At 58.4% G+C, this 24,185-nt stretch carries 22 protein-coding genes; 9 read left to right on the top strand and 13 right to left on the bottom strand.

Annotated elements, in window-relative coordinates; genetic code table 11:
- Positions 1-11: 11 nt before the first annotated feature.
- Together yghU and ADS46_RS08315 are read left to right on the top strand one after the other, a co-directional pair.
- Positions 12-872 carry a glutathione-dependent disulfide-bond oxidoreductase gene (gene yghU, locus ADS46_RS08310; RefSeq protein ID WP_066318719.1) on the top strand — a complete coding sequence of 287 codons (861 nt, stop codon included), beginning with the start codon at positions 12-14 and terminating at the stop codon, positions 870-872.
- Between the two features lie 85 nt (positions 873-957).
- Positions 958-1,191 (top strand): DUF2798 domain-containing protein, encoded by a 234-nt coding sequence (locus tag ADS46_RS08315; protein WP_066318722.1) that lies wholly within the window; start codon positions 958-960, stop codon positions 1,189-1,191.
- A gap of 58 nt (positions 1,192-1,249) precedes the next feature.
- Here ADS46_RS08315 and ADS46_RS08320 read toward each other — a convergent pair whose 3' ends face one another.
- The 11 genes from ADS46_RS08320 to ADS46_RS08370 all read right to left on the bottom strand — a co-directional run bounded on the left by ADS46_RS08320 (position 1,250) and on the right by ADS46_RS08370 (position 14,110).
- The gene (locus tag ADS46_RS08320; RefSeq protein ID WP_066318723.1) at positions 1,250-3,361 is read right to left on the bottom strand and encodes a TonB-dependent siderophore receptor; all 2,112 of its coding nucleotides are present in this window, start codon (positions 3,359-3,361) and stop codon (positions 1,250-1,252) included.
- A gap of 172 nt (positions 3,362-3,533) precedes the next feature.
- On the bottom strand, positions 3,534-3,863 hold the full coding sequence (locus ADS46_RS08325) for a hypothetical protein (protein WP_066318725.1): 330 nt from the start codon (positions 3,861-3,863) through the stop codon (positions 3,534-3,536).
- Between the two features lie 60 nt (positions 3,864-3,923).
- Complete coding sequence (locus tag ADS46_RS08330; RefSeq protein ID WP_066318727.1) at positions 3,924-4,913, bottom strand: lipid A deacylase LpxR family protein; 990 nt, start codon at positions 4,911-4,913, stop codon at positions 3,924-3,926.
- A gap of 128 nt (positions 4,914-5,041) precedes the next feature.
- Positions 5,042-5,581 (bottom strand): YaeQ family protein, encoded by a 540-nt coding sequence (locus tag ADS46_RS08335; RefSeq protein WP_066318730.1) that lies wholly within the window; start codon positions 5,579-5,581, stop codon positions 5,042-5,044.
- 55 nt (positions 5,582-5,636) lie between these two features.
- The gene (locus tag ADS46_RS08340) at positions 5,637-6,326 is read right to left on the bottom strand and encodes a glutathione S-transferase family protein (protein ID WP_066318733.1); all 690 of its coding nucleotides are present in this window, start codon (positions 6,324-6,326) and stop codon (positions 5,637-5,639) included.
- 126 nt (positions 6,327-6,452) lie between these two features.
- Positions 6,453-7,226 carry an enoyl-CoA hydratase-related protein gene (locus tag ADS46_RS08345; protein WP_066318736.1) on the bottom strand — a complete coding sequence of 258 codons (774 nt, stop codon included), beginning with the start codon at positions 7,224-7,226 and terminating at the stop codon, positions 6,453-6,455.
- Between the two features lie 117 nt (positions 7,227-7,343).
- Positions 7,344-8,192, bottom strand: a complete 849-nt coding sequence (locus tag ADS46_RS08350; RefSeq protein WP_066318738.1) for a 3-hydroxybutyryl-CoA dehydrogenase — start codon at positions 8,190-8,192, stop codon at positions 7,344-7,346.
- 41 nt (positions 8,193-8,233) lie between these two features.
- On the bottom strand, positions 8,234-9,862 hold the full coding sequence (locus tag ADS46_RS08355) for an acyl-CoA synthetase (protein ID WP_066318739.1): 1,629 nt from the start codon (positions 9,860-9,862) through the stop codon (positions 8,234-8,236).
- 139 nt (positions 9,863-10,001) lie between these two features.
- A complete protein-coding gene (locus ADS46_RS08360; RefSeq protein ID WP_066318744.1) occupies positions 10,002-11,789 on the bottom strand; it encodes an acyl-CoA dehydrogenase in 1,788 nt (595 codons plus the stop codon).
- A gap of 126 nt (positions 11,790-11,915) precedes the next feature.
- Entirely contained in the window at positions 11,916-13,289 is a 1,374-nt protein-coding gene (locus ADS46_RS08365) for an MFS transporter (RefSeq protein ID WP_066318746.1), read from the bottom strand.
- 167 nt (positions 13,290-13,456) lie between these two features.
- The gene (locus tag ADS46_RS08370; RefSeq protein WP_234346792.1) at positions 13,457-14,110 is read right to left on the bottom strand and encodes a class I SAM-dependent methyltransferase; all 654 of its coding nucleotides are present in this window, start codon (positions 14,108-14,110) and stop codon (positions 13,457-13,459) included.
- 31 nt (positions 14,111-14,141) lie between these two features.
- Here ADS46_RS08370 and ADS46_RS08375 point away from each other — a divergent pair, with 31 nt between their 5' ends.
- From ADS46_RS08375 to ADS46_RS08385, 3 genes are all read left to right on the top strand, one after another.
- Positions 14,142-14,525 carry a glyoxalase/bleomycin resistance/extradiol dioxygenase family protein gene (locus tag ADS46_RS08375; RefSeq protein ID WP_066318751.1) on the top strand — a complete coding sequence of 128 codons (384 nt, stop codon included), beginning with the start codon at positions 14,142-14,144 and terminating at the stop codon, positions 14,523-14,525.
- A gap of 101 nt (positions 14,526-14,626) precedes the next feature.
- Entirely contained in the window at positions 14,627-15,034 is a 408-nt protein-coding gene (locus ADS46_RS08380; RefSeq protein ID WP_066318753.1) for a DUF4870 family protein, read from the top strand.
- A 2-nt stretch (positions 15,035-15,036) separates the two neighbouring features.
- Positions 15,037-15,972, top strand: coding sequence for a lysophospholipid acyltransferase family protein (locus ADS46_RS08385; RefSeq protein WP_066318755.1), 936 nt, complete (start codon positions 15,037-15,039; stop codon positions 15,970-15,972).
- Between the two features lie 49 nt (positions 15,973-16,021).
- Here the strand turns inward: ADS46_RS08385 and ADS46_RS08390 are convergent, their stop codons facing one another.
- The gene (locus ADS46_RS08390; protein WP_324611666.1) at positions 16,022-17,530 is read right to left on the bottom strand and encodes an alkaline phosphatase; all 1,509 of its coding nucleotides are present in this window, start codon (positions 17,528-17,530) and stop codon (positions 16,022-16,024) included.
- A gap of 301 nt (positions 17,531-17,831) precedes the next feature.
- On the opposite strand from ADS46_RS08390, the gene ADS46_RS08395 reads away from it, so the two are divergent.
- From ADS46_RS08395 to ADS46_RS08410, 4 genes are read left to right on the top strand one after another with little or no spacing between them, the layout of a single operon-like run.
- Complete coding sequence (locus tag ADS46_RS08395; RefSeq protein ID WP_234346793.1) at positions 17,832-19,328, top strand: glucan biosynthesis protein; 1,497 nt, start codon at positions 17,832-17,834, stop codon at positions 19,326-19,328.
- A complete protein-coding gene (gene mdoH / locus ADS46_RS08400) occupies positions 19,321-21,306 on the top strand; it encodes a glucans biosynthesis glucosyltransferase MdoH (protein WP_066318758.1) in 1,986 nt (661 codons plus the stop codon). Before ADS46_RS08395 ends, mdoH begins: the two co-directional genes overlap by 8 nt.
- A complete protein-coding gene (locus ADS46_RS08405) occupies positions 21,306-22,088 on the top strand; it encodes an FkbM family methyltransferase (RefSeq protein WP_066318759.1) in 783 nt (260 codons plus the stop codon). The genes mdoH and ADS46_RS08405 overlap by 1 nt, the downstream gene beginning before the upstream one ends.
- A gap of 12 nt (positions 22,089-22,100) precedes the next feature.
- Positions 22,101-22,877: a creatininase family protein gene (locus tag ADS46_RS08410; RefSeq protein WP_066318761.1), complete on the top strand. Its 777-nt coding sequence runs from the start codon at positions 22,101-22,103 to the stop codon at positions 22,875-22,877.
- A 55-nt stretch (positions 22,878-22,932) separates the two neighbouring features.
- Here ADS46_RS08410 and ribA read toward each other — a convergent pair whose 3' ends face one another.
- Entirely contained in the window at positions 22,933-24,033 is a 1,101-nt protein-coding gene (ribA, locus tag ADS46_RS08415; RefSeq protein WP_066318769.1) for a GTP cyclohydrolase II RibA, read from the bottom strand.
- Positions 24,034-24,185: the final 152 nt, after the last annotated feature.

A 24,185-nucleotide genomic window follows, 5' to 3' on the forward strand; every position in this document is an offset into this window, starting at 1 on the left:
AGGAGGGAACGATGAGCGAAGACACCTACACCCAACCACGCGTATGGCAATGGGAACCCGGCAACGGCGGCAAATTTGCCAACATTAACCGCCCTGTCGCGGGCGCAACGCATGACAAACCGTTGCCGGTTGGTAAACATCCCCTACAGCTTTATTCACTGGCCACCCCCAACGGGGTGAAAGTCACCGTGATGCTCGAAGAGTTGCTGGAGAAAGGCATTGAGGGCGCTGAGTATGATGCCCACCTGATCCAGATTGGTGAAGGCGACCAATTCAGCAGCGGTTTTGTCGAAGTGAATCCCAACTCGAAAATTCCCGCGCTGATGGATCACAGCGTTAACCCGCCCCAGCGCGTATTTGAATCCGGCGCCATCCTGCTTTATCTGGCCGAGAAATTTAACGCCTTCCTGCCCACTGACCCGGCAAAACGCACCGAGTGCTTGTCCTGGTTATTCTGGCAAATGGGCAGCGCGCCGCTACTCGGTGGCGGCTTCGGCCACTTTTACGCGTACGCGCCGGAGAGCTATCAGTATCCGATCGATCGCTACACCATGGAAGTCAAGCGCCAGCTTGATGTACTCGACCGCCACCTGGCCGAAAACCGCTTCATGGCAGGCGATGAATACACCATTGCCGACATGGCGATATACCCCTGGTACGGCGCACTGGTCAAAAACCGGGTTTACGAGGCGGCTGAGTTCCTTGAAGCCCACACCTACAAAAATGTCATTCGCTGGACCGAAGAGATCGATGAGCGCCCGGCCGTCAAACGGGGCCGCATGGTCAACCGCACCTGGGGCGAACCCCATGAGCAGTTACATGAGCGCCACGACGCCAGCGACTTTGAACTGCGTACCCAAGACAAGCAATAATAGTGCTCCACCATAATCACGAACGGCCCATACGGGCCGTTTTGAGTTGAGTCCTAGCCTGATACGCAGTGTGAAGGGGCGCACGATGATTGACCCAAAATATAGCCAGTTGCTGTTTACCTTTTTGATGGCACTGTTCATGTCATGTGTGATGTCGCTGGTGATTACGCTATACAACATCGGCTTTATTGACGGGATTGTGATGATCTGGCTCAAAGCGTGGCTGTTTGCCTTTGCCGTCGCGCTGCCGGTCATTAACCTGGTGTTACCCATTGTGCGCAGGTTGGTGGCCATTCTGGTTAAAAAGCCTCATGGCTAACGCAAAAGGGACGGCTACGCCGTCCCTTTTGTCCTTTCAATGCGCTGAACGTCAGGAATTAAAATTGATAACGTACGTTGGCCGTCACGTTGCGTCTCTCGCCATAGCCACAGTCGCCGCCTTCATAACGGCACCAGGAGATAAACTCTTCGTCAGTCAGGTTTTTGGCATCCAGGCTTAGATCCCACTGTCCGACGGTATACCCGATCATGGCGTCAACCAGGGTCTCGGACGGCACCTTGGGCGCACCACCCGAGCCTACGTTGTCACCGATGTAGCGAACCCCGGCACCAAATCGCCAGTTATTCCCCAGATAAAGCTTGTTCCACCAGGAGGCCTGTTTTTCCGCAACGTAGGGTAGCCGCTCGCCAGAGCTTGCATCATCGGCATTCATGTGGGTATAGCCCAACTGGGTTTCAAAGTCCTGCCAACGCTTGTTGACCTGCAATTCCCAGCCATCGATGACCGCACCGGTTTGCTCAACACCGCCTGGCGTAGATCCATCGTTAACCCGGTTTTCCTGGGTAATATCAAAATACGCTGCGCTAATCGCCAGCGATTTATCCGGCGACAGATACTTGATCCCTGCCTCTTCCTGCTCGCCGGTAGTGGGCTTTAGTGTACTTTGACTTGCGGTGCCGTCGGTGCCTAAGTTCATGCTGAAGGCTTCTGAATAGCTGACATAAGGCGAGATGCCGTTATCAAACCGATACATCAGCCCCAAACGACCCGTCGTCGCTTCTTCATCACTGACCGTATCAGCCCCATTAACGGCTAACTCTCGATTTTCTGCCCAGTCATGGCGCAACCCGGCGGAAACTACCACCGGGCCAACTTCAATGTGATCAGCGAGGTAAATACCCACCTGCTCGATTTCATTATCGGGCTGGTCTGTAGGGTTCAGCGAGTCGAGTTGTAGATTACCGTATTCAGGGTCGTAGACATCAATCGTGCCACCCTCCCCGTACCCGTAGTAGTAATTATCCTGCTCCCAATGGGCATCCTGACGGTCGATACCGGCAATCAGGGAATGTTGGGTATTGCCCAGTGCAAACTCCCCTTCCAAACGGGCGTCAACATTAAATATTTGCGTGGCGGCATCGGCGGTAAAGATCGTCCGTGGTACCTCGCCGTTGGCATCCGGCTGGCTGGGAATAGTGACCCAGTGCTCGCGGGTTTCGGTGCTTGAGTCGGTGTAGCGCGCCGTGGCAGAAAATGCCCAGTCGTGATTGATCTGATGGTCGAAAAACAACGTCGTTTCGGTTTTCTCGCGGTCGTAACGATCCCAGCCCGGCTCGCCGACAAAACGCTCCGAACCGATAAAGCCCTGGGAACCCGGTTCTAATGTACCCGCCTGGGGCAGGAACTGCGCGGATACCTGGCCTTTATTCTCTTGGCGGTTAACCAGGAGGGTTATCTCGGTGTCATTACTTGGCCGCCATGTCAGCGAGGGTGATACCACATAGCCATCGTCCTCGACGTGGTCCACCTGGGTATCGCTATCGCGCTTCAGGGCTACCAGACGGTAGAGTAGCTCACCGTCCTCGTCAGCAGCCCCCGTAACATCCACTGCCAGTTGCTTGCGGTTATGGGAGCCATATTGCGCCCAAACCTCGCCGCTACGCTCCTCCTCTGGCAGCTTGGAAACGCCATTGATAATGCCACCTAAATCTGCCTGGCCGTACAACATGGAAGACGGCCCTTTCAGCACTTCCAGGCTTTCTAACGCATAGGGGTTGGTGCGCACTGAATTGTAAGAGCCATATAGCTGGCGCAGGCCATCCAGATATCGGCCCGCCGAAATACCACGTACCGAGGCACCGTCTATACGCGTATCGAAGCCGAAGTTACCGGCGTAAACGCCGGGGGTGTACAATAGAGCATCCTGAATCGTTTTACTGCCGGTATCCTGCATAAACTGCTCATCGACTACCGACATGGAGAATGGCTGCTCGTTTAGCGGCACGTCCAGCTTGCCCACATCGGGCTGCCTTTCGGCTTCGATATAGCCCATTGCATCCATGGCGGTGCCCACAACCTGCATGGCCTCCAGCTCGACGTCACTGGTGGCGTCGGTTTGCTGAGCAAAGGCAATCGTGGGTGAACCGAAAACAGACGCAAGCGCAACTGCGCTGGATAGCTTGCGCAGGTGAAATGCTGAGTAATGCATGAGAATTTGATCCTGGAGCTAATTTTAATAACAATGATAGTGATTTTTATTTGTTATTAAAATAACGACCAGCACATGGCCTGTCAATACGGCTAAGGTGAGGGGCAAAACAAAAAAGCCAGCAGCGTCTGGGTAGACGACTACTGGCTCGGAACTCAAAAAATCTATTCTTTCAAGAAGGGTCGTGACTCTCCCACCACTTGGCATAAGAGCTATTGCGGGGCGCTAAGCCGCCTTCATCAGGTGCATCGTCATCCCACCACACCGGACCGCGCTCCCCCAGCGCTTCCTTGGCAGCTTGCACCGCGTCGCGGGCCTCGCGCAGCGCGTTTTCATCTTCCTGCTGCTGAGAGGTTCTTACCGCACGGCGCGCTTTCATCAGTGCTTTGATATGCTTGCGCTTTTCATCCTCACTCAAGCATGGATCGGTGCAGCGCCAAAGTCGGTCTTTAGCCACGAAATAGCGGCCATCAGGCGTGCGGGGATACACTTTCCTGGCCATTAACGCTCTCCTCGGCTATCAGTCGATCTGTCTCGGCAACAAGCCTAGCGCGTTTTGCCATCAAAAACGTTTCGAGAGCGTCAACGCGCCGAATTTATCCTGCTCTTCCTGGCCATCAAATTCCCGCGAGCGCGCCACGGCAGCGTAGGTTACCTGCCAATCTTCCCAAGCCAGCGCCAGGCCACCCGAGATATCGCCCACCCACTCCTTGCGGTCGACCGAATGGCTGTTACGGAAACTATTGCCATCCAGGGTCAGGTTTTGGGCCATGTAATAGCCGTCCACGCTGGCAAACAGGTACCACTGCCAGCCCTCCTTGCCGGTTAGGTGATGACGGCTGCCCGGACTAGGCGTCAGCGTGGGAATGCCTGAGGCTTCATCGCCCCAGCGCACGCTGTAACCCGCGCTGGCGTAGGTATAGAGGTTACCCAGGGCACCGCTTACGCTGGGGCCATGGGCAAACTGCTTGCCACCCAACGGCGTGCTGTGCCACCACTGACGGCGCACCGCAACATTGACAATGGGCTCATCGCCTAACTGGTTACTCCAGCCGTTGGGACGTTCGCTATCGGTGAAGCGATGTACTTCACGCTGGATGCTATCGGCAAGCGAGGACGGCCCTACCAGGCCAACGTCCAGATGCAGGTCCGTCGACTGCTGCCAGTTGCCCATCGGCACATCTTCGTAAAGCGATATGCCGCCGTAGACAAGACCCGCATAGGGGCGATCGTCTTCAATCAGTTCGCTTCTTTCGATGTTATTTGGCGTATATATCTGATGCACCAACCGATAGGCGGCTTTATCAGCCCTACCGATCAGACTATCGGGCAGTGCGGTGGCCAGGCGCTGGGTCCAGCTGTCCGCGTCGGGTTCATATGCCCAGTCAAGCTGAAAACCGCTGGTGAAGTGCCCATCGTCACTGCTGGCCAGACTGTCGTTTTCAAACTTGACTGATAATGCATCATCGGCGGCATTGGCCAACCCCGGCAGCAGGCTGACACAGGCCAACAAGCTGGCAAGTGACCAGCGCAAAGAGAAATATCCTTTCATCGCTCATTCCTTGAGTTGAGGAGGGGAGGAGCAGGTCATCAAGAATCAATCACCAACAAACATTGTTGATTGTATGTAATTGTGCAGAATGATGGCAAGCCTGGGGATTGGCCTAAGACAGAAAAAGGTTACCGGTCGCGCAGTAGCCATTGCGGGGTAATCTCATGTTGGCCGTTTTCATCGGTAATGAACATCGATCCTTCGCTGATCATCACGGCCCAGTTAATCGCCCTTGGCAGATCCTTGGCAATGGTCGCAAGTGCTTCCTGTGGCAGCCCCGCCACATGCACATTTTTCAACGATGCCACATTCGGCAGTACCTTGCTCTCCCACATATCGACGCGGCCGTAGGCAAGTAGCGATACGCGCTCAGCCCGCCTGGAACACCAGGTAAGGCGCTCAGCATCCGGCAGGCCGACTTCAATCCAGTGCAGCACACGGCCATCCAGGCTCTTTTCCCACAAAGCGGGCTCATCGACGTCGGAAAGGCCACGCCCGAAGGCAAGGGCTTCGTCATACCAAAGCACATAGGCAAGCAAGCGCGCGGTCATGCGCTCTTCGGTCTCTGACGGATGACGTGCCACGGTAAAACGCAGCGTCTCATACACCCCGCGATCCAGATCGGTCAGATTGATATCCACTTTGTAGGGCGTTGCACTAAGGGCCATGGCAGTTTCCAAACGAAAATTTACGCCAGTGTACCTGATGCAGGGTATAGACAGGTCATGACAGGCGGAGATCCGCTTTAAGGGTGCCGTTCTTTAGCGTTTCGGCCTCGTGCATCGGCTCGCGCCACGGCTCTTCGAGGGCGGCTTGATACCAGGCCTGCATGGCAGGCAGCGCCAGCAGGCGCTCCACATAAGCCTGAGAGGGTGCACTGAGCGGTAGGTTGAACGTCTGCGCACGGAACGCCACGGGCGCATAAAACGCATCGACAGCGCTGACGTGCTTGCCTGCCAGGAACGGCCCGCCGAAGCGCTCAACTCCCTGCTGCCATAGGGCATCCAGACGGTACACATCAGCCTTCAACTTATCCGACAAACCGTTTAACTCAACCCGCACGCCGCAGTTCATTGAGCACTCGTCCCGTAAGGCGCCAAAGCCACTGTGCATTTCGGCAGTGGCTGAGCGTGCCCAGGCACGGGCTGCCTTATCTGCAGGCCATACGTTGGTGTGTTGCTCGGCCAGGTACTCGACGATCGCCAGAGAATCCCACACGGCCAGCTCGCCATCCACCAAGCAAGGAACCAACCCCGAAGGGGAAAAACGCCTAAACGCCTCATGACTAGCACCAAAGCCACCCTCGAACGGCATGAGATGTTCGTTAAACGGAATTTCCAGCGCTTTCATCAGCACCCAAGGACGCAGCGACCAGGAAGAGTAATTCTTGTTGGCAATATACAACTCAAACATGCAGCGCTCCTTGTTGATAACAGAGACGTTAATCGAACGAAATGCTTCACCATGTTGCTTCGAGCATAAAACGGGGGTGACGCAAGCGCCACCCCCTAAATCAGCAAATATTGAATGAGCAAACGCTTAAAAGTTCGGTTTGCGCTTCTCGACAAAGGCGGACATACCCTCTTTCTGCTCACTACCGGCAAAGCAGAAGGCGAACAGGCTGGTTTCCAGCGCCAGGGCGCTGTCCAGGTCTTGATCCAAGCCGTCGTGGACCGCCTGCTTGGCACCGCGCACCGCCTGTGCGCCATTACCTTTAAGCTGTTTGGTGAGCTCTTCAACATAGTTCTCAAGCTCGGCTTGCGGCATGATCCGGTTCACCAGGCCGATACGCAGCGCCTCCTGGGCGTCGATCTTGCGCCCGGTGGTGACCAGATCAATCGCCATGGCGGGGCCAACGCGGCGTGGCAGGCGCTGAGTACCGCCAAAGCCGGGAATGACCCCCAGCAGCACTTCCGGTTGGCCGAACACGGCGTTGTCGCTGGCTACCGCCCAGTCGCAGGCCAGTGCCAGTTCGCAGCCGCCGCCAAGGCAAAACCCGTTCACCAGCGCGACCACCGGCACGGGTAACGTCTCCAGGCGTTTAATGGTACGCAGCGCTTGACTGGCAAAGTCCCGCGCTTCCTCAGGTGTTTTATCACGCATTTCGGTGATATCGGCACCGGCCACGAAGGCTTTCTCCCCGGCACCGGTAAGCAGTACGCCGCGCAAATTCGGGTGGGCTTCAAGCTCCACCAAATGCGTTTCCAGCGCTAGTAGTACATCGCTATTCAACGCATTCAGCGCTTTGGGACGATTGATGGTGAGGCGTACCATCCCATCGTTATCAACCTTTTCGATCACTGCTTCGCTCATGATGGGCTCCTTATTTGATTTGTTATGGAATTTTAAAATGAATACCCATCAACCCTAGCGAACGCTTGGTTGAGTGGCAATCACTTATTTATGCCGCGCTCTTCAGGTCAGTACAAGCTAATCGTAATGATAAAAACCGCGGCCGCTCTTACGGCCTAGATAGCCCGCTGCGACCATGCGCTTGAGCAGCGGACAGGGACGGTATTTGGGGTCGCCAAAGCCCTCCTGGAGCACATCCATAATCGCCAGACAGACATCCAGGCCAATCAGGTCCGCCAGCGCTAGCGGCCCCATGGGATGAGCCGCGCCTAGCTTCATGGCGTCGTCCACGGCTTCAGGCGTTGCAGTGCCTTCCTGGACGATAAAGGCCGCTTCGTTGATCATCGGTACGAGTAAGCGGTTGACCGCAAAGCCAGGCGCGTCACCTACCGGCACGGCGGTTTTGCCAAGGGCCTTGGCGAGTTTTTCAATCTCGGCCACAGTGGCATCGGCGGTCTGCTCGGCGCGAATCACTTCCACCAGCTTGAGCACCGGCACCGGGTTGAAGAAGTGCATGCCCACCACGCGCTCGGGCCGCTCGCACACCGCTGCCAGACGGGTGAGCGATAGCGACGAGGTGTTGGAGGCCAGTATCGCAGTGCTGCTCAGCTGGCTGAGGTCGCGGAACAGCTTCTCTTTCAGTTCAGGCTGTTCAGGAGCGGCTTCGATAATCACCGCGCAGTTGCTTAGCGCGTCCAGTGTAGTCGTGGTAGAAAGGCGCGCCAGCGCGGCGTCTTTATCCGCCTCGCTGATTTTTTCTTTCGTGACCAGCTTGCCCAAACCTTTATCGATATTCGCCTTGGCACGGCCAAGCGGCTCCTCGGCCACATCGTAAAGGTGCACATTAAAGCCACTGGCAACCGCCACTTGGGCGATCCCCTGCCCCATGGTGCCTGCGCCGACGACGCCGATATCCTGATTACTCATGCACTCTCTCCCCTGTCGATGACTAATGCTGTTGGCGATTATTAATGCTGTTTGGCTTCTTCCCGCAGTACAAATTTCTGGATCTTGCCCGTCGAGGTTTTCGGCAGCTCGCTGAAAATGACGGTTTTAGGGACTTTGTAGCCCGCCAGGTGTTCACGGCAGTGGGCGATAATATCGGCCTCGGTGACTTCGCCATAACCGACTTTGAGCTTCACAAAGGCACAGGGGGTTTCGCCCCACTTCTCGTCGGGCTTGGCCACCACCGCGGCCTCTTCCACGGCGGGATGGCCGTAAATGGCGTCTTCCACTTCAATGGTGGAGATATTCTCACCGCCGGAAATAATAATGTCCTTGGAGCGATCCTTGATCTCGATATAGCCATCCGGGTGCCACACGGCCAGGTCGCCGGTATGGTACCAGCCGCCTTCCAGCGCCTGCTCGGTGGCTTCGACGTTCTTTAAATACCCCTTCATGACGTTGTTGCCGCGCATCAGAATCTCGCCGATGGTCTGGCCATCCTTGGGTACCGGCTCAAGGCTTATGGGGTCTGCAACGCACAATGCTTCGAGCATGTGGTAGCGCACCCCCTGACGGGCTTTGATCTTGGCCCGCGCTTCCAGCGGCAACTCATCCCAGGCCTCGCGCCAGGCGCACACGGTCACCGGCCCATACACTTCTGTCAGGCCATAGACGTGGGTGACGTCAATGCCCAGCTTCTCTACCCCGGCAATCACCGAGGCTGGCGGCGCTGCACCGGCGGTAGTGACTTTCACCGGGTGGTCAAACTCGCATTTGTCTTCGGCAGGCAGGTTCACCAGGCCATTGAGAATAATCGGCGCTCCGCTGAAGTGCGTGACCTTCTCGGCGGTAATGAGCTGCATGATCTTTTGAGGGTCGACTTTACGCAGGCAAATATTGACCCCGGCGTTGGCGGCAATCGTCCATGGGAAACACCAGCCGTTGCAGTGGAACATGGGCAGTGTCCACAGGTAGATCGGGTGGTGGGGCATCGCCCACTCCATGATATTGCTCACCGCGTTAAGGTAAGCGCCGCGGTGGTGATAAACCACCCCCTTGGGCTTGCCGGTGGTGCCGGAGGTGTAGTTGAGCGAGATCGCATCCCACTCATCCGCAGGCAGCTGATAGGCGAAATCCGCGTCGCCCTCTTGAAGCAGCGCTTCGTACTCGATCTCGCCAATGCCCTGGGTGTCGCCGAGAAATTCAACATCGGCGACGTCAATGATCAGCGGTTTATGTTCAAGCTTGGCCACCGCTTGCTGGATGACGTCGGCAAACTCGGGGTCGACCAGAATGGCTTTGGCCTCGCCGTGTTCCAGCATATAACGGATCGCCTCCGCATCCAGGCGAATGTTGAGCGTGTTCAAGACACACCCCGCCAGCGGCACGCCAAAGTGTGCTTCAAACATCGCGGGCACATTGGGCAGCATCGCCGCCACGGTTTGGCCCGGCTGAATGCCCCGTTGCTGAAGGGCAGAGGCAAGCTGGCGGCAGCGCGACCAGGTCTCGCCCCAGTTGCGCCGCGTGCTTCCATGCACCACCGCCGTATAGTCAGGGTAGATCGACGCGGAGCGCTCGATAAAGGTCAGCGGTGAAAGCGGCACGTGGTTGGCAACGGTCTTGGGCAAGCCTTGCTCAAAGATAGCGGTCATGGTCGGCTCCTGGGCTTGTTATTAAGCGTGTTGTTGAAGTCGGTATTACTAAAAGCGTTCGTTTTAAATAGTTGTTTTGATTGCTTAGAAACAGCACCGCCGCCTCAAAGGGCGGCGGTGCTGACTGAAAAGGTTCGCGTTAATGAACCTCAAAGTCGCTTAAACACTGAACGCCTGCCTCGATCACCGCCCGCTGGGCCCTGCCTACCGGCAGCCACTGGGTGATGGCAAATTCAGCGCTGCGCATCTTGGCAGTATAGAAGGGATCATTGCTGCCATTATCAATGGCGGCTTTGGCACTCAACGCCGACTGGCCCATCTGCCACGCGCACAGTACATGCCCCGCTAGATTCAGGAACGGTGTCGCGTAAGCCTGAACGGCGTCTGCGCCGCTATCGGGGTCTTTACCTTCTGCCAGCACAATGGCCTGGGCGGCCTTTAAATCGTCAAGCCCGGCGGCCAAGCCGCGGCCCAATGCTGCCAAGGCGGGGTCGGCATTGAGATGCTCCACCGTCGCGGCGACCTCTTTCAAGAGCGCGGTGAGCGCTTCGCCGTTGTCACGCTGGAGCTTCCGCCCCGCCAGATCGAGCGCCTGGATACCGTTGGTGCCTTCGTAAATCGGTGCAATGCGGGCATCGCGCAGCAGCTGGGCGGCGCCAGTCTCTTCCACATAGCCCATGCCGCCGTGTACCTGAATGCCCATGGAGGCAATATCCACGGCCTGATCCGTGGAGAAGCTCTTGATGACGGGAATCAAAATATCGGCGCGAGCCTGGGCGGTTTGGCGGGCATCGCTGTTTTCCCCATGGCGAGCGGTGTCCAGTTCGGCGGCGCAGTAAAGTGCCAGCGCGCGCAGCGCATCGGTACGTGAACGCATGGAGAGCAGCATGCGGCGCACATCTAGGTGGTCGCTGATGGTGCAGTCCTTACCGCCCCGGGCTTTAGGGGAGCGCCCCTGGGTGCGCTCCAACGCATAAGCAAAGGCGTGCTGACAGGCGCGCTCGGCCACGCCAATGCCCTGAATACCAACCTTGTGGCGCGCCTCGTTCATCATGGTGAACATATGGTTGAGACCACGCCCCTCCTCGCCGACCAGATAGCCAACCGCGCCACCATTTTCGCCAAAGCTCAGGGTGCAGGTGGGCGAACCATGAATACCCAGCTTGTGCTCAATGGAGGCGCAGGTAACGTCGTTGCGCTCCCCCAGGGAACCGTCCTCGTTGACCAGAAACTTGGGCACCAGAAACAGCGAAATGCCCTTGTTGCCTTCCGGGGCGTCGGGTTTGCGGGCCAGTACCAGGTGAATAATGTTCTCGGCGGCGTCGTGCTCGCCCCAGGTAATGTAGATTTTCTGGCCGCTGATGCGGTAATGACGGCCTTCGGGAATGGCTTTGGTACGGACTTTCGAAAGATCCGAGCCAGCCTGGGGCTCGGTCAGGTTCATGGTGCCGGTCCAGGTGCCTTCTACCAGCTTGGGGAGATAGACCGCTTTCTGGTCGTCGTTACCATGGTGGGCCAAGGCCTCGATGGCACCGGCGGTCAGCATGGGGCACAGGCCCAGCGCCATATTGGCGCCGTGGAGCATTTCCTGAACGGCGCTGGCCACCACTTCCGGCAGATTTTGTCCGCCCAGGGATTCAGAGACGCCAATGCCGTTCCAGCCACCTTCCACGTACGCCTGGTAAGCCGCCGCGAAGCCATCCGGCGTCGTTACACTGCCATCCGCATGGCGCATCGCCCCCTGCTTGTCGCCAACATCGTTCAGCGGCCCCCAGACATCACCGGCCAGCTTGGCTGCTTCTTCAAGCACAGCCTCGACCAGGTCAGGGGTGGCGTCTTTAAAGCCCGGCAGGTTCAGCGAACGGTGCGCTAGCAGTTCTTCAAGCACAAAGCGCAAATCGCGTACCGGCGCGGCGTAATAGTTCATAACGAGACCTCGGGCTGAGATTTTAAACAATTGTTTGAAAGTCTACAGTGGATACTAGTAATCCTCGCCACTACACACCATTAGCCCAAGGTCTCAACAAGGCGGCATCCAGGCAATGGAGGCCCTTCAATGCCGCTCGCCAGCCTGCTCGGTATCATCGTAATAAACGATGTGGCTTTCATCTTCAGGCGGTGGCCCGACAATAGGTGCTGCCACGTCCACATCGGGCACCAGGTCCGACAGATCCTCCAGATGCTCGTGCTCCAGCGCTCCCTGCATCAACTCTTCGGTGACCACCAGCTCGGCACCCGCAGAGCTCATCGGCGTCGTGGCGGTAAACGGTGCCACCGGCACGGGCGCGGGGCGGACACGTCGACGCCAGCTGAAGAACACCACAAAAAACAGGCTCAGCGCCCCGAAAGCCCAGAACAGCCCGGCATCACCCAGGGCGGTCATCACCGGGGAGATCATCAAGGGGCTGATCGTCGCCCCGATGGAGTTGATCAACAGCAGTCCCTGACTCATGCGCACCAGGGCACCGGCCGGGGCACGGTCAGCCGCATGGCTGACTGCTACCGGATAAAGCGCAAATACCCCGCCACCCAGCAGGAAGAGCAGCACCGCCAGCATTGGCGTGGAGAGCGGCAGCCACAGCATGGCCGCCGAGATCAGCACGCAGAAGGCGCTGATCGCGATCAACACCATCTGGCGGTCGTGGCGGTCCGACCAGCGACCAATGGGGTACTGCAGCAGCATGGCGCCCATAATCACCACGGCCATCATCTGGCCGACCTGGCTGACCGTCATGCCAATTCGCTGTAAATAGAGCGGCAGCAGCGTATACGCCGCCGCGACCACCATGCCCGACCCCAGACTGCCCATGACACCGGTAGGCGTCATGGTGATCAGACGAAGAGGAGGCAGTGGTTCGGCATGCTCGATAAGCGGTGATACGCGGGGAATCATGGCCATCGGCAGTACCGAGAGTGACGCCAGAAGCCCGATCACCATGAACGGTGCCGTCATGCCCATGGCATCGGTCACGCCCAGCAGCAATTGGCCCAACACGCCAGCGGCATACAGCGAGATCATATATAGCGCGAGCAGACGACCGCGTACCTTCTGGTCGCCAGAGGTCAACAGCCAGCTTTCAATGACCAGATACACGCCCACCGTGGCCCAGCCACCGATCAAGCGCAGCACGAACCAGGCCCAGGGATCAAAGAATAGCCCCTGTAGGAGTACCGTCACGGCCACCAGCGAGGCAAAGCTCCCGTAGGCACGGATATGACCGATACGCAGCAACAGGCGATCATTCACCATGGCACCCAGTGCCAGGCCAATAAAGTAGGCAGACGAGACAATACCGATTAACGTGGCCGACTCACCCGCTGCATCCAGGCGGATGGTGATCAAGGTAGCGAGAAAACCGTTACCGATCCCGAGAATGAATAGCCCTAACAGGGGGGCCAGCGCCATGGCCAGCAATTGCCGCGACATGAAAACCTCGTCTTGCCTAAAGGGGTGAAAAACAGGCGTGAAAGCGCAAATAAATGGGTTCACAGAAACCGTTATCTCACCTGGCGCATCGAGTCAGGCCGGGATAGCGGCGCGCAATTATTACCCTCAAGGGAGCAAAGTCAATGCTTTTCTAACGTTACAATTATTCACGTTAGCGGTTTGTATAGAAGAACCACGTCTGGCCCAGGAAATTCCACTACTAAATTATTCTTTTGCGCCCACCAGCGAAAGGTCTTCTCACTAAAAAAGCTGATATGCGTAGGGTCGCTAATATAGTGCCAGCAGGCAAACGCTTCCGGGGAAGTGACCCGCTTGGTCATCAACCCAAGGTAGCCACCGGGCGTGAGCATTCCAGCCAGTTGAGCCAGCACCGGGCCGGGCTTCGCGAGGTGCTCGACCACTTCTGTCGCGGTGATAAAATCGTACTCGTGAGTAAGCACCCGCTGTTCTGGCGCATAAAAGGGATCATAAATTGACATGGGGTAGCCCTGCTCTGCGAACATTACCGACAGCGTGGGCCCAGGGCCAGAGCCAAAATCAAGCCCACGGGCCTGGGCGGTCAGTTTAGCGATCAGCGGGGTAAATAAACGCCCTAAAAAGCGTCGATATCCCGTATCATACGGCGAGTTCCGGTGCTTGTCGTATTCCGCCTTTTCGGCGGCTGCGCTCAAATGCTGCTCTGGCGGCACGAAGACCAGTGCACAGGTGGCACACTGGAAATAGTCTCGGCGACGATCTTGATGGTAGAAGGTGGCATCGTCCTCATCACATAGCGGGCAACGCCGCGTCGTCGTCTTCATTGGCTCACTGTTTTGTATTAAGGAAAGTGGCATGCTCTCAGGTCTGGACCATCTGGTTGTGACTGTGACCGACATGGGTCGCGCGGTGGATTTTTACTCACGTGTTCTGGGACTGGAGGTACGCTACCGAGACGCTCAACGGGTGGATTTACTGCTCGGTGATACCGCGTTGCGTCTGCATCAGACCGACACCGATATCGCCCCCATTTCCGCAACGCCCACCCCTGGCAGTCTGGACCTCTGCCTGCGCTGCCAGCTGCCGCTGGACGAGTTCAAACAGCATCTGGACGTTCTGGGTATTGATATCGAACTGGGCCCGGTGGCACGTCAGGGCGCCAACGGGCCCATCGAGTCGATTTACTTACGCGACCCGGACGGCAACCTGCTCGAGATTTGCCGCCCCGCGGCACGTTAATGCCAAGGCTGATCAGGCACGCTATAATAGCGGTCGCTGAAATACGATAGAGAATCCTTATTGTTACAGTATCACTCCGAAAACACGTAAAGGGAAACGTTATGCAAGACAGCAGCCAGGACATGCCGACTGAAGGAACGGTTGTCAACGGAGAGCCCGAGCGCGCGGCTGAAAACCAGCGCAAACCCGACACCACCATGGCGATGGTGGTCTATGCGCTCTATCTCGCCAGCTTTATCCTCGGCTTCACGTCGGTTGTCGGCGTCGTCATTGCCTACGTCTACAAAGGCAAAGGCCCTGAGTGGCTGGACGAACACTACCGCTACCAGATTCGCACTTTCTGGATGGGCATGGTTTACGGGCTCCTGTGCCTGGTCCTGGCCGTCATCGGCATTGGATTCCTGCTCATGCTGGCACTGGCCGTGTGGCTCATTGTGCGCTGTGTCAAAGGCTTTAAAGGGCTGCAGGAGCAACGTGCACCTTCTAATGTAGACACCTGGCTGTTTTAAGCATGGCTCAACACCGGGGTGAAGCCAGCGTGCAGCGCTTCAAAGCCAGTGCGATCAGTTGGTTATGGCGTACGTTATCAAGCTGGCCACTCGTGCGACTGTGGCGACTCTCTTCTCGCCTGGGTCCACTGGTTTACCGCTTTAACAAGCGAGAGCGCGAGGTGACGGAGCGCAACCTGGACGTTGTGTATCCTCGCCTGTCTGCTTTAAAACGCAAAACACTTGCCCAACACAGTTTACGTCACTCAACCGCCACCATGCTGGAACTTGGCCATGCATGGATGGCGGAACCTCATAAAGTGGAAGCCAGCATTTTAGCGGTGCATGGCCGCGACAAACTGGACAACGCCAGGGCGGAAGGACGCGGCGTGATTGTACTGGCGCCGCATTTTGGCAACTGGGAAGTGCTGAATTTCTGGCTGTCGAGCCATTTTCCATTCACTGCCATGTATGAGCCACCCAAGATGGCCGCACTTGACCCGGTTATCCGGCAGGGCCGCGAGCGCATGGGCGCGCAGCTGGTGCCTACCAACCCTCGCGGGGTTGCGGCACTGCTCAAGGCCCTCAAACGCAGCGAAGCCATCGGTATCCTGCCCGACCAGGAGCCGGATTGGGGCAGCGGTGTCTTTGCACCGTTCTTTGGCCGCGATGCCTACACGGCCACGCTGCTGCCTAAACTGGTAGCACGCACCCAGGCCCGCGTGGTGACGGGAGTCGCCCTGCGCGTGCCCGGGAAAGGGTTTGAGATTCACTTCCTCGACGCCGACGAGCGCGTCTACGACCCAGACGACGTGCAGTCAGCCACCGGCGTCAATGCCAGCGTCGAAGCCGCCATTGCCCTTGCCCCGGCCCAGTATCAGTGGGAATACAAGCGCTACCGCAAAACCATTCAAGAACAGCAGAAGCTGGCCAATTTCCACGATTACCGGATTTACTAGTTCCCCTGCCGTCGCAAGCGTATGCCATAACACCGGCGGCTTCGTGGTGTCAGCGGGTAGCGTCCGAGGTAAAATCAGCGTGCAGCCAGCGTCGCAACTGGCGTAGTTCAGCCGCGGGTGCCTGGCTTTCCGGCGTCGGCCACATGCCGGGTACAAAGCCTCGGGCCTGAAACGGCACCAGCAAGTCCGGGTCGCCGCTGATAATATGGACGGGGACGGCACCGCTGGCGTCGTCGCCGGTAATCAACGGGGCCGGTTGGTGGTCGCCCAGCACAATCAGCAACGTATTGTCGTCCGCCACGCGCTCGGCCCAGCGGCCGACCGTTTTGATCGAGTAGTCGACCGACCAGGCATAGTGATCGCGAATACGTTCGATGTCCTGCCACAAGACTTCCGGTGGATCCCCTGCGTCTTCCCAAGGCGCAAAAATCCTGCCATCACCAATGCTGGACCAGTCATCCAGTACCGGCAAAATCGGCGTCCATGGTGCGTGACTCGAAATCAGCGCCAACTGAGCAAAGACAGGCGAATCATCCAGCAATTCGCGCTGGGTATAGGCCAGGGTAAACTGGTCCGGCATCGTCACCCAGTTAAGCGCTGGTCCCCGGTAGTCAATATCTTTCTCCACCACCAATTGATCAAAACCGTAGGCCGCGCCTTCCGGCCAGGGCTGAGTAATCGCCGGCATCACGACCAGCGTGCGCTGCCCGGTGGCCCGAAAGTCATCCACCAGCGTGGTCGCATCGCTGTCTAACAATAGCTGGTACCACAGCTGGTTATCGATGGTGTAACCGCTTAACGCCGTGGCGTGCGCCAGCCAGGATTGACCACCACGAATCGGCGACTCGAGCAGACCCGATACGACGTTGATCTCCCGCTCGGCGAGCCGCCGTTCGATCTCGTCCAAGGTAGGTGCCAGGACAGAGCGATAGCGATCGTCCTCCAGCGCCGTAACACCATAGGATTCGATAAACGTCATCAACACCCGGCGCCCCACCAAACCGTTGAGCGAGCGTTGCTCGATCGGCGCTGCCTCAAGCGTTCGCGCAAAAGCCTGTTTGGCCTGATGGGTCGTGACCAGTTGCCCCCACTGAACATGGGTCGCGTTAACCACCGGCAGGCTGGTGCGCTCAATGATGGGCATGCCACCCAGGGTCAGTCCCGCCCCCAGGCTTGAGAACGCCAGCAATGCCAGTGCCCATCCTCTCGTCCTTCCCTTCAGCGGGTAACGTTCACCCGGCAACAGCAGCCTGAAAACGCCAAAGGCCAATAGCAGAAGCAATGAAGCCGCCACGACCATTGTGCAAACTGCCCAGATTTGGCCTACATTACCCACTAGCAAGTCGACAATGGAGCCCAGCAGCGGCATGTCGAGATACAGGTTTAACGGTCGACCAAAGGCGGTGTAAGTCGCCGCATCCCCAAGGTTGATCAACGTGGCCAGGATGAGCCAGCTTGCTAATGCAATGCCCAGCCCCAAGCGCAAGTTTCCTCGGGGCATGAGCAGCATGAGAGGCATGACCAGCCAAGCCTCCCAGGCGATCAGGTTCCCTGACATATCGCCATAGCGCCACCAAAGTGGGGCCACCAAACCTATATTGAGCGCTACCGCTCCTATCCATAATCGCCGCATTGCAGGCTTGCCATCCGTTGCCATTGAAGTGGTCGAGCGCCATATCGTCGCACGATCACGACAATGCTGGTAAACGAACTCGACATGTACTTTACTGACTAAATGTATAACTATTGTTTAAAAATTGCACGAAGTGGTAGAAGATAGACCGAGGTAGAGGGCAGATAGCACACGCCGCTGAAAGGACATCACCGTTATGCGCTACAAAAAAGGAAGGTTGCTCGTCATGATCACCTCGCTGGCCACCTTGCCCGCCATGGCTGATCACCCCCACTACTATCAGGCCGTGGTTGAACAGGCACGAGAACTGGCCGACGCACCTTACCAACCGTCAGAGGCTGAGCTCCCCGCACCGCTGCGCAACATCGACTACGACACCTATCGGCAAATTCGCTTTGACCCTGCAAACGCCTACTGGCGTGATGAAAGCCCCTTCAGTGTGCAACTGTTTCACAGCGGTTTTTTGTTCGAGACGCCTGTTCGTATCAATGTCATTGAAAACGGCAACGTTGCCCCTTTGCCCTTCTCGACGGATGATTTTTCCTATGACGGCGAGGCGAGTGCGTTACTTGACCACGACCTGACCGGCAGCGGCCACGCGGGGTTTCGCCTGCATTACCCCCTGAATAGCGATGACTATGCCGATGAATTTGCCGTATTTCTGGGTGCCAGCTATTTCCGGCTGGTCGGCCGCGACCAGGTTTACGGCTTATCGTCTCGGGGATTAGCCATTGATACCGCGTCAAGCGATGGCGAAGAGTTTCCAGCGTTTCGCGAGTTCTGGCTACACAAACCCGACGCGGACGCCCGCCAGATCGAGGTGCTTGCCCTGATGGATAGCCCTTCGCTTAGCGGCGCCTACCGTTTTGTGATCCAGCCCGGTGACAGGACGCAAGTAGAGGTCGAAGCAGCACTGTTTGCGCGTGACGACATCGCCAAGCTGGGGGTTGCCCCGCTGACCAGCATGTTCACCTTTGGTGAAGCCAGTCGCGAACGCCCGGATGACTATCGCCCACAGGTTCACGACTCCGATGGGTTACTGATACAGACCGGCACCGACGAGTGGATTTGGCGGCCGCTGAGCAACCCAGACAGCGTGCGCATTTCATCTTTCTTCGATGACAACCCCCAAGGGTTTGGACTGATGCAGCGCGAGCGTGATTTCAACCGCTATCTGGATACGGAAGCGCAATATCACCGACGCCCCAGCCAGTGGGTCGCCCCCCTCGAAGACTGGGGTGAGGGCCACGTTGAGCTGGTGGAAATCCCCACGCCGGACGAAACCCACGACAATGTCGTTGCCTACTGGGTCGCCGAGGAACCACTGCAAGCTGGCGATTCCCGTCACCTGCATTACCAGACCTATACGCTCAACTCACAGCCCGAAAACCACACATTAGGGCGCGTGGTGCGCACTCGTCATGGCCGCGCCGAAGTGCCAGGACAAACCGAGGAAATCACTGAAGGCGAACGCCAGTTCATTGTCGATTTCCAGGGCGGTGCGCTTGACGACATCGCTGCCGACCAGCCCGTCCAACTGGACATCAGCCGTCAACAAGGCGAAGTGACACTGCCCCAGGTCACTGCGCTGCCCAACGGTGGCTGGCGGGCGAGCTTCCGGCTACCCGCAAGCGACCGACCCAGCGATATTCGCCTACGGCTAACTCATGAAGGCAAGCCCGTCAGCGAGACCTGGAACTATGTGTGGTATCCCGATGATTGATACAGATCCGCTGGCCCCCTCAATTCCCTGGCTGAAAACACGCCGTGTGCTGTTGGCCATCGCGGTACTGGCATCGAGTGTCGCTGGGTGTGTTGCCATGTACCGGGTTACATCGAGCCTTGCATTGGGCTGGCAGGTATCGATGCTTGTGTTATTCGCACTGACGTTCACCTGGATCGCGCTGGCATTCTGGAACGCCCTATGCGGCTTTGTGGTATGCGCACTAAGACTTGACCCGCTAAGCCTGCGCAGGCTCAATCACGAAGTCCCCAACGCACGGTTATTGGTCAGCCGGACGGCCGTGGTCATGCCGATTTACGCCGAACCGCCAGTGCCTACCTTTGCTGGCCTGGAAGCCACCTGCCGTTCGCTTATGCAACACACGCTTGACGATAAAGACGCCAACGAGGCGGCACACCCACTCGGCGAGCATTTTGATATTTTTGTTCTAAGCGACACCCAGGACGCTGATCAGGCCCAGATAGAGGAGGCTCACGTCGCGGCTTTGCAGCACCGTTTTGCCGGTGAGCTTGCCATCCATTACCGGCGGCGGCTCAACAACCAAGGCCGCAAAGCGGGCAACATTGCCGAATTCTGCCGCCGCTGGGGGCGGCATTATGATTTTATGGTCGTGCTGGATGCCGATAGCCTGATGAGTGGCGCGACGCTGTTACGCATGGTTCAGCGCATGCAGCGCCAGCCCGGCATTGGCCTGATCCAGACGGTGCCAATGCCGGTGGGCCAGAAGACGCTGTTCGGCCGCTTCACCCAGTTTGCCTCAGCGCTGTATAGCCCCATGCTCGCGGCCGGTCAGAGCTTCTGGCAGGGCGATACGGCCAACTACTGGGGACATAACGCCATTATCCGCACCCGAGCGTTCATGAACCATGCGGGCTTGCCCACGCTGCCCGGCAAGCCGCCGCTGGGCGGCGAGATACTCAGCCATGATTTTGTCGAGGCTGCCCTGCTTAAACGCGGTGGCTGGCAGGTGTTGCTGGACACCACCGTAACCACGGCAGTTTCGCGGCACGACCCTTACGTCAGCGCCTCCCACAATAGCTTTGAAGCCATGCCGAGTAACTTGCTGGACTTTGCCAAACGCGACCGCCGCTGGCTGCAAGGGAATCTCCAACACCTTCGCTTACTCGGCGGGTCAGGTCTGCACCCGCTTAGCCGACTGCATTTTTTCCACGGTGCCTTTGCCTTTTTATCCTCGCTGGTATGGCTGGGCTTGTTGATCTGCACCAGCGTATTAGTGACTTATCATGTATTTGGCGATGTCACCGCCAGGACGCTTCCCCAGCCGCTCTCGCTCGGGCTGCTGTCGATTACCCTGGGCATGTTGCTAGCCCCCAAGCTGCTGGGTTGCCTGTTGGCCTTGGGTCAAACACCCCATGCCTTCGGCGGTCGGCTACGTTTGCTGGTGAGTACCAGCCTGGAAATGTTGTTCGCCGCCTTGATCGCCCCACTGATGATGGCCTGGCATAGCCTGTTCATTATCAGCGTCCTGCTGGGCCGTGCCATCGAGTGGCAAACCCAGACTCGCGGCGAACGCTCGCTCAGTTGGCGGGAAACCTGGCAGCACACCGGCTGGATGACCCTGAGCGGGCTGCTCTGGGCAGGCATCATGGCCGCCTTTTCACCCACGGCATTTGGCTGGCTGACGCCTGCCTGGCTTGGGCTGGTAGGCGCTGCCCCCTTGGTCAAATATTCCAGCAGCGCCACCTGGGGCGGTTTTATCAGTCAACTGGGGCTGCTCAAAACCCCCAGCAGCACGTTCAAGCCTCCGTTACTGGATGCCTTTGAAAGCCTGGTCGCCAATAGCGATCCTTATCCGCTGGACCCGGCCTCCCAACAGCCGTTGCCGCTGGCGCCGTTACCCGCCGAGCGCTGTGGAGAGATGCCTGACCAGTCCTTCAGTCACTTTGTTCAAAAGACGCTCACCGCTTCGTCAGCCACCTTCAAGGAGCCCCACTAATGCCGTTCGGGTATCGACAACGGCTACGTCAAGCGAGCGGACTTGCCCGCTCGCTGTTCATCTACTGGCGTCCAGGACGCCAGCGCGGGCTTAAGCAGCTTTACCGGCCGTTCATTGTACCGGGCAAACCCGCATTTGATATTGGTGCCCACCTGGGTGACCGAAGCGCCGCCTTTTACGCGCTGGGCGCCAGGGTGATTGCCCTGGAGCCGCAGCCCGTTCTCGCGCTGTGGTTCAAGCGCATGGTAAAAACGCCCTCCGTCACCCTGCTGCCGGTAGCGGCAGGCTCCACCGAGGGCGTTGCCGAGATTGCCATCAGCAGCGCCAACCCCACGCTCTCGACCCTCGCCAGCGAGTGGCGCGAGCAGATCGGCCAACACAACGCGGGCTTTAGCCAGGTGCGCTGGGAGCAACGCCTGAGCGTTCCCGTCATCACGCTCGATCGACTCATTGCCGACTACGGCGAGCCCAGTTTCATCAAGATCGATGTGGAAGGCTTTGAAGCCGAGGTATTGGCCGGGCTAAGCTATCCCGTGGCAGCGCTATCGGTGGAATTTGTAACCGGCGCTCTCAAGGTCAGCCATGAATGCATCGACCGGTTAAGCCACCTGGGCGATTATCGCTACAATGTCGTCGTCGGCGAGCAGCGCCATTTTCGCTGGAAAGAATGGCAGACACCGGAGGCGATTCGCCAATGGCTGAACGAGGGGGCAGACGCCCTGCCCTCTGGCGACCTTTATGCCTGCCGTTCGGACCACCCGCACCTCCTGAACACCCCATAGGCACGTTACCCCATGATCCACCACTGGCAGCAACTTACCGCCCCCCAGCTAGCCGAAGTCGCCCAACGCGACCCGGTCGCCGTATTGGTCCTCGGCGCCGTTGAACAGCACGGCACCCACCTCCCGTTAGCCACAGATATTATGATTGGCGAAGGCCTGCAAAGCGCGACGCTCGAGCAGCTATCGCCATCGCTGGAAGTCATCTGTCTGCCGCCGATCAGCGTTGGCGCAAGCGATGAACATGCCAGCTATCCCGGCACACTAAGCCTGCCCGCCCCCGTCGCCATTGCCACCCTCGAAGCCTACGGCGATAGCCTAGCCCGCACGGGGATAAAGCGCCTGGTATTGATCAACAGCCACGGCGGCAACAAGGCGGTGATGGATCTGGCCGCGCTGACGCTGCGCCGCCGCCACGGCATGCGTGTGGTCAAGGCGACTTACACCCGCCTGCCGCCCCTTGAAGGGGCCATTGACGCCGATGAATTGCGCAAGGGCTTGCACGGTGGCGCGCTGGAAACCGCCATGATGCTGCATTTGGCGCCCACGCTGGTGCAGTTGCAGGGCTATCAAGCGCCCTCACCGGCTGATGCTCAAGATGACACTTTGGTAGGGCCAGAGGGTGCCGCCGCTTTCGCCTGGCTAGCGGAAGATCTAAGCCACCAGGGGGTAGCGGGCGATGCCCGCCAGGCGACGGCCGAACTGGGCGCGCGATTGATCCACCATTACGCGCGCCAGCTCGCCAAGGTCGTGGCCGAAACCGCCAACCTGCCACCACTTAAAAAAACCTAACACTGGCGGCTTCTACCTTCTTCCAACTTACTTCTTCCCTCTTACTTCTTGCTTCTCACTTACTACTCAACACCTCTTCCAAAAAGTGCCCGGCTCGGGTGGCCTTGGCATTGAGGTAACGGTGGTTCTGATCGGTCAAGCGGCCGTACAGTGCCTGACGAGCAACCACCTCAATCCCGCCTTCGCTGAGTGCCTGCATTTTCAACGGGTTATTGGTGAGCAGCTGCACGCGGGAAATATCCAGCGCATGCAGCATATCCACCGCCACGGCGTAATCGCGTTCATCATCGCCAAAGCCCAGCATCTGGTCGGCATCGACGGTGTCCAGACCATCGTCCTGCAGGGTATAGGCGCGAAGCTTGTTGGCCAGGCCGATTCCCCGGCCTTCCTGAGCCAGATACAGCAGCACGCCGCCCCCCATCGCCTCGATATCGGCGACGGCGTTACGCAATTGCTCGCCACAGTCACACCGCAGGCTGCCAAACAGGTCACCGGTCAGGCACGCCGAGTGCATGCGCAGCGGCACGGCCTCGGTGTGCGCCTCGGGTCGACCGATGACCACGGCCACATGCTCACGCAGGCCATCCGGCTCACGAAACAGCACAAACCGACTCTCGGCGGCATCTTCTAACGGAATGCGAGCTTCGCTGACCCGCTTGAGCATGCCCGGTGCCCCGTTCAGGCAGGACTCGGCATCGCTGGCATCAACCGCCAGCAGTTCCCCCTTCGCCAACTGTTGCGCGATTCCTTCAGCTGCCTTGTCGCCCACCACGGCAATCAGGGCGGCAGGGATCAGCAGGGCCCTGCGCATCAGCGCCAGGGCAGCCCGCTCGGCAGTACCCGCTGGCTGCAAGCCGCTCAGCAGGGTCGGCGCATCACCTGGCGCTACCTGTGCGACGGCCAGCGTATGCAGGGCACCCTCGTCCATCTGGGCTGCCAGGGGCAGGTAGGCAGCATCAGAGGTGATCGACACCCCCATGGCGTCCAGACGGTGGCGCGTCAACACCAGCGAAGGCCGCGAGCCTGAGAGCCGGGTCAGCTCATTCACCGACTCGCCGCCCTCCAGGGCCTGAACCAGCAGTTGCTGATCGCCCGCCTTCACCACCACGGGGAGCCCTCGTCGAATATCAAAGATGGCGCGTTCAATGTGATACATAGAAGCCTCCTGGCTGACTGGCGTGACGGGCGAGTGGCGCTTGCGCCGGGTCGCCGTGCACCGCATGATGCAACGATTGATCCCGAACGGAGGCGTCATGCCCGACTCCATGGAACGTACGAATCGATTGAGCCCCGACACTGACGTCATCC

Origin of the sequence: Halomonas sp. G11, assembly GCF_001663515.1 — a bacterium.
Classification (GTDB): Bacteria; Pseudomonadota; Gammaproteobacteria; order Pseudomonadales; family Halomonadaceae; genus Vreelandella.

What these genes read in the sequence shown, in the direction of transcription:
- mdoH (WP_066318758.1), top strand. Translation starts at nt 19,321, where the DNA reads ATGATTGATACAGATCCGCTGGCCCCCTCAATTCCCTGGCTGAAAACA.
- ADS46_RS08365 (WP_066318746.1), bottom strand. Translation starts at nt 13,289, where the DNA reads ATGTCGCGGCAATTGCTGGCCATGGCGCTGGCCCCCCTGTTAGGGCTA.
- ADS46_RS08410 (WP_066318761.1), top strand. Translation starts at nt 22,101, where the DNA reads ATGATCCACCACTGGCAGCAACTTACCGCCCCCCAGCTAGCCGAAGTC.
- ADS46_RS08405 (WP_066318759.1), top strand. Translation starts at nt 21,306, where the DNA reads ATGCCGTTCGGGTATCGACAACGGCTACGTCAAGCGAGCGGACTTGCC.
- ADS46_RS08360 (WP_066318744.1), bottom strand. Translation starts at nt 11,789, where the DNA reads ATGAACTATTACGCCGCGCCGGTACGCGATTTGCGCTTTGTGCTTGAA.
- ADS46_RS08390 (WP_324611666.1), bottom strand. Translation starts at nt 17,530, where the DNA reads ATGTCAGGGAACCTGATCGCCTGGGAGGCTTGGCTGGTCATGCCTCTC.
- ADS46_RS08320 (WP_066318723.1), bottom strand. Translation starts at nt 3,361, where the DNA reads ATGCATTACTCAGCATTTCACCTGCGCAAGCTATCCAGCGCAGTTGCG.
- ADS46_RS08315 (WP_066318722.1), top strand. Translation starts at nt 958, where the DNA reads ATGATTGACCCAAAATATAGCCAGTTGCTGTTTACCTTTTTGATGGCA.
- ADS46_RS08385 (WP_066318755.1), top strand. Translation starts at nt 15,037, where the DNA reads ATGGCTCAACACCGGGGTGAAGCCAGCGTGCAGCGCTTCAAAGCCAGT.
- ADS46_RS08350 (WP_066318738.1), bottom strand. Translation starts at nt 8,192, where the DNA reads ATGAGTAATCAGGATATCGGCGTCGTCGGCGCAGGCACCATGGGGCAG.
- ADS46_RS08380 (WP_066318753.1), top strand. Translation starts at nt 14,627, where the DNA reads ATGCAAGACAGCAGCCAGGACATGCCGACTGAAGGAACGGTTGTCAAC.
- ribA (WP_066318769.1), bottom strand. Translation starts at nt 24,033, where the DNA reads ATGTATCACATTGAACGCGCCATCTTTGATATTCGACGAGGGCTCCCC.
- ADS46_RS08370 (WP_234346792.1), bottom strand. Translation starts at nt 14,110, where the DNA reads ATGAAGACGACGACGCGGCGTTGCCCGCTATGTGATGAGGACGATGCC.
- ADS46_RS08325 (WP_066318725.1), bottom strand. Translation starts at nt 3,863, where the DNA reads ATGGCCAGGAAAGTGTATCCCCGCACGCCTGATGGCCGCTATTTCGTG.
- ADS46_RS08340 (WP_066318733.1), bottom strand. Translation starts at nt 6,326, where the DNA reads ATGTTTGAGTTGTATATTGCCAACAAGAATTACTCTTCCTGGTCGCTG.
- ADS46_RS08395 (WP_234346793.1), top strand. Translation starts at nt 17,832, where the DNA reads ATGATCACCTCGCTGGCCACCTTGCCCGCCATGGCTGATCACCCCCAC.
- ADS46_RS08375 (WP_066318751.1), top strand. Translation starts at nt 14,142, where the DNA reads ATGCTCTCAGGTCTGGACCATCTGGTTGTGACTGTGACCGACATGGGT.
- ADS46_RS08345 (WP_066318736.1), bottom strand. Translation starts at nt 7,226, where the DNA reads ATGAGCGAAGCAGTGATCGAAAAGGTTGATAACGATGGGATGGTACGC.
- yghU (WP_066318719.1), top strand. Translation starts at nt 12, where the DNA reads ATGAGCGAAGACACCTACACCCAACCACGCGTATGGCAATGGGAACCC.
- ADS46_RS08330 (WP_066318727.1), bottom strand. Translation starts at nt 4,913, where the DNA reads ATGAAAGGATATTTCTCTTTGCGCTGGTCACTTGCCAGCTTGTTGGCC.
- ADS46_RS08335 (WP_066318730.1), bottom strand. Translation starts at nt 5,581, where the DNA reads ATGGCCCTTAGTGCAACGCCCTACAAAGTGGATATCAATCTGACCGAT.
- ADS46_RS08355 (WP_066318739.1), bottom strand. Translation starts at nt 9,862, where the DNA reads ATGACCGCTATCTTTGAGCAAGGCTTGCCCAAGACCGTTGCCAACCAC.